Raw genomic sequence first — 2,966 nt, 5'->3', positions numbered from 1 at the left:
GTGTTGCGGGAGACGGTAGGCGTTCCAAGGTCGTGTTCAGATCGTAAGAAAAAAACCGGCCACACCACCCTGGAACGGAGGGAGATCGGGACGATGCTGCTGCCGGTAGTCGGCAAGGAGCGCGCGGAGGGCGTTCCACGGATCGCCGTCGAGAGTTTCGCCATCACAGCTCGCTCGTCCGTCCGCGATTACGTAGGTACTGAACGGGTCGCACGCCAAATATGAATAGCGTCCGAGCAAAGCGCAGTTCGCAGCGCTGTCCAGAAACGTAAGGTGTGGCCGATCCGCGAGACGGCGCATCGCTGTGATCGGCTCGATCCAGGACAACTCTGTGACATGCATCGGGCTTACTGAGCGATATCTGCCAAGCTGTAATCGGCCGCGAAGCGTAGCTCCCTCAGTGGTCGTACCCGCCTAATTGATTCTTGATAGAGAGCATGCGCCTTATAAGCCGCGAGCTCCACCTCATTATCGAACTCACCATAAAGCACGATGTCGATGTCGTTACCGAGTTGGTCGGTCTTGCGGTTGCGGGCGACCTCTAGCCGGCGCGCATGAGGGATTGCAGCAAGAACCGACAGACCGTCGACGATCTGATCGATATGGGACGTATCATTGGCGGTGAAGAAGACGATGTGACGAATCATGGCCCGCCTTGGCTAGTGCGAGATGAGTGAGCGTTGCCGAGCGATCTATACGGGCTTCGAAATGGCTGTCTACTCCAAAAACGAGTTGTCTGACGGTCCGTGTGATCCAGCAAGAACCAGATTCCTCGATTGAACAAGTGGAAGCCAAAATGCATTCGAAATATCGACGCCCGGCGTGCGGCAGCGCCGCCTTTCGTATGACTAATAGTGTGAGAAGATTTGCGCGATGATCGCGCGATCGTTGGACGTTCTTATCTGTTCGATCACCGTTTTTGAGTAGTATGTTTCTTTTTCTCGCTCTCAGTTGACAGTTTTATCTCGTTCCCCATAGGAAGGCGCCGGCTTTAGGGATGCGGCTAGGCTCAACGGAACCATCAGATGAGAAAAGTGCTGGCCGCAAAACTGCACGGCATCCGCGTGACGGAGGCCAACCTTCACTATCACGGCTCAATCACGCTCGATCCGGATCAGTGCCATGAGGCGGGGATTCTGCCGATGGAGTTCGTGGAGATTTGGAATAAGAACTCCGGGACGCGAATTTCGACTTATGTAATTTTTGGCGAACCCGGCTCGCGTTGTTGTGTACTCAACGGCGCTGCCGCGCGCACCTGCCAAGTCGGCGATCAGWTTATCGTTTGCAGTTCGATGTACGTGGATGGAGCGGAAATCGTTCGGCTGAAACCAAAAATTCTTGCGTTTGATCGCAACAACCACATTTCCGATCGCTTGACGTATTCGGTCGCTCGGGATGGTGCCGAGCGCTATTGCTTCGAAATCCTAGGTGAGGAAGGCGACGTAAAACCCATGCCATTTCGAACCGCGGAATCGAACTAGGGCTGACTGGCGGATAGGGATCGAAAATGAGCCACACCTCAGAAGCAGCGGTCGAGCGGGTCACGCTCCCAAGACTGCAACTGTGGAGGGAGGAGGGGCGGCGCCTCGTGATGACGACCGCCTATGATGCGGTCACCGCACGTATTGCGGATCCCATCGTGGATATGATCCTTGTCGGAGACAGCGTCGGCAACGTCTGCCTCGGATTCGATAATACGCTACCGGTCAGCATGGCGATGATGAATCACCATCTCGAGGCGGTTGCGCGCGCAGAACCTCGGGCCTTGCTCGTGGCCGATATGCCATTTCTGAGCTTTCACCTCAGTCCGGAGGACACGATCCGCAACGCCGGAGGTTTCTTGCAGCGTGGCGCTGACGCCATCAAGCTCGAGGGCGGATCCAAACGCGTCGAAATGATACGTGCTCTGGTCGAGTGCGAGATTCCCGTGATGGGTCATCTCGGCTTAACCCCGCAGAGCGTGAATGTCATGGGTGGATTCAAAGTGCAGGGGCGGAACGCCGAGGACGCTTTGCGTCTGCTCGACGACGCCCATCGCCTGCAGGAGGCCGGCTGCTTCGCGCTGGTTCTCGAAGGTGTTCCGGCCGAGCTCGCTGCGCGAGCGACGGAAACGCTGACCATACCTACCATCGGGATTGGTGCAGGTCCTGGTTGTTCGGGGCAGGTGTTGGTGTTCCATGACGTGCTTGGCTTAATTGAAGGCCACGTCCCAAAATTCGTTCGTACCTACGCCGAAGGCTTTCGGGTGTTGCAGGAGGCGCTGTCGCGTTGGGTTGCCGATGTCCGCAACGGTACATTCCCGGCAGCGCAAGAGTCCTATCGGCTTCCCGAAGGCCTCGGCGAGGCGATCGCAAACTGGACGCCCTCCAACCCAAGCTGATGTAAAGCTCGACATGCAAACAATCACGACTGTCGCTGAGCTCCGCCGCGCGCTCCCAAAGGCTCGCAGAGCCGACAAACGCGTCGGGTTCGTTCCGACAATGGGCTATCTGCACGACGGTCACTTGGCGCTGATCGAGGCCAGCCAGGCGCAATGCGACGTCACCGTGGTCAGCATCTTCGTTAATCCCACTCAGTTCGGGCCAAACGAGGATCTCAGCACATATCCACGCGATTTCCAGCGCGATGAGAAACTGTGCCGTGATGCCGGAGTTGCGATTGTCTTCGCGCCTGCCGCGCAGGAAGTCTATCCGGCTCGATTCGAGACCTTCGTTGAACCGGGTGAGCTCACGAAACCGCTCTGCGGCGCTTTCAGGCCGGGACATTTTCGTGGGGTCGCGACGGTCGTAAGCAAGCTGTTCAACATGGTGCAGCCGGACGTCGCGTTCTTCGGGCAAAAGGATTTTCAGCAGTGTGCGGTCGTGCGTCGGATGGCCATCGATCTGAATTTGCCGATCGAGGTCGTTACCGTGCCGACCGTTCGGGAGGCGGACCGTCTCGCGATGAGCAGCCGCAACCGGTATCTC

The 2,966-nt window shown here is 57.5% G+C and carries 5 protein-coding genes; 3 read left to right on the top strand and 2 right to left on the bottom strand.

What is annotated here, in order from left to right:
* Positions 1-36: 36 nt before the first annotated feature.
* Together AC1D00_RS34345 and AC1D00_RS34340 are read right to left on the bottom strand one after the other, a co-directional pair.
* Positions 37-300 (bottom strand): hypothetical protein, encoded by a 264-nt coding sequence (locus AC1D00_RS34345; protein ID WP_477013734.1) that lies wholly within the window; start codon positions 298-300, stop codon positions 37-39.
* Positions 301-347: 47 nt separating this feature from the next.
* The gene (locus AC1D00_RS34340; RefSeq protein ID WP_477013733.1) at positions 348-647 is read right to left on the bottom strand and encodes a Dabb family protein; all 300 of its coding nucleotides are present in this window, start codon (positions 645-647) and stop codon (positions 348-350) included.
* 378 nt (positions 648-1,025) lie between these two features.
* Between AC1D00_RS34340 and panD the strand changes: the two genes are divergently transcribed.
* From panD to panC, 3 genes are all read left to right on the top strand, one after another.
* Positions 1,026-1,481 (top strand): aspartate 1-decarboxylase, encoded by a 456-nt coding sequence (gene panD / locus AC1D00_RS34335; protein ID WP_477013732.1) that lies wholly within the window; start codon positions 1,026-1,028, stop codon positions 1,479-1,481.
* Between the two features lie 26 nt (positions 1,482-1,507).
* Positions 1,508-2,380 carry a 3-methyl-2-oxobutanoate hydroxymethyltransferase gene (panB, locus tag AC1D00_RS34330; protein WP_477013731.1) on the top strand — a complete coding sequence of 291 codons (873 nt, stop codon included), beginning with the start codon at positions 1,508-1,510 and terminating at the stop codon, positions 2,378-2,380.
* Positions 2,381-2,393: 13 nt separating this feature from the next.
* The coding region (gene panC / locus AC1D00_RS34325; protein WP_477013730.1) for a pantoate--beta-alanine ligase at positions 2,394-2,966 on the top strand (573 nt) is incomplete at its 3' end.

The organism is Bradyrhizobium sp. P2_E8, from assembly GCF_056403875.1.
Note: the sequence above shows the minus strand (reverse complement) of the source record. Positions and strands in the feature narration are given on the sequence as shown.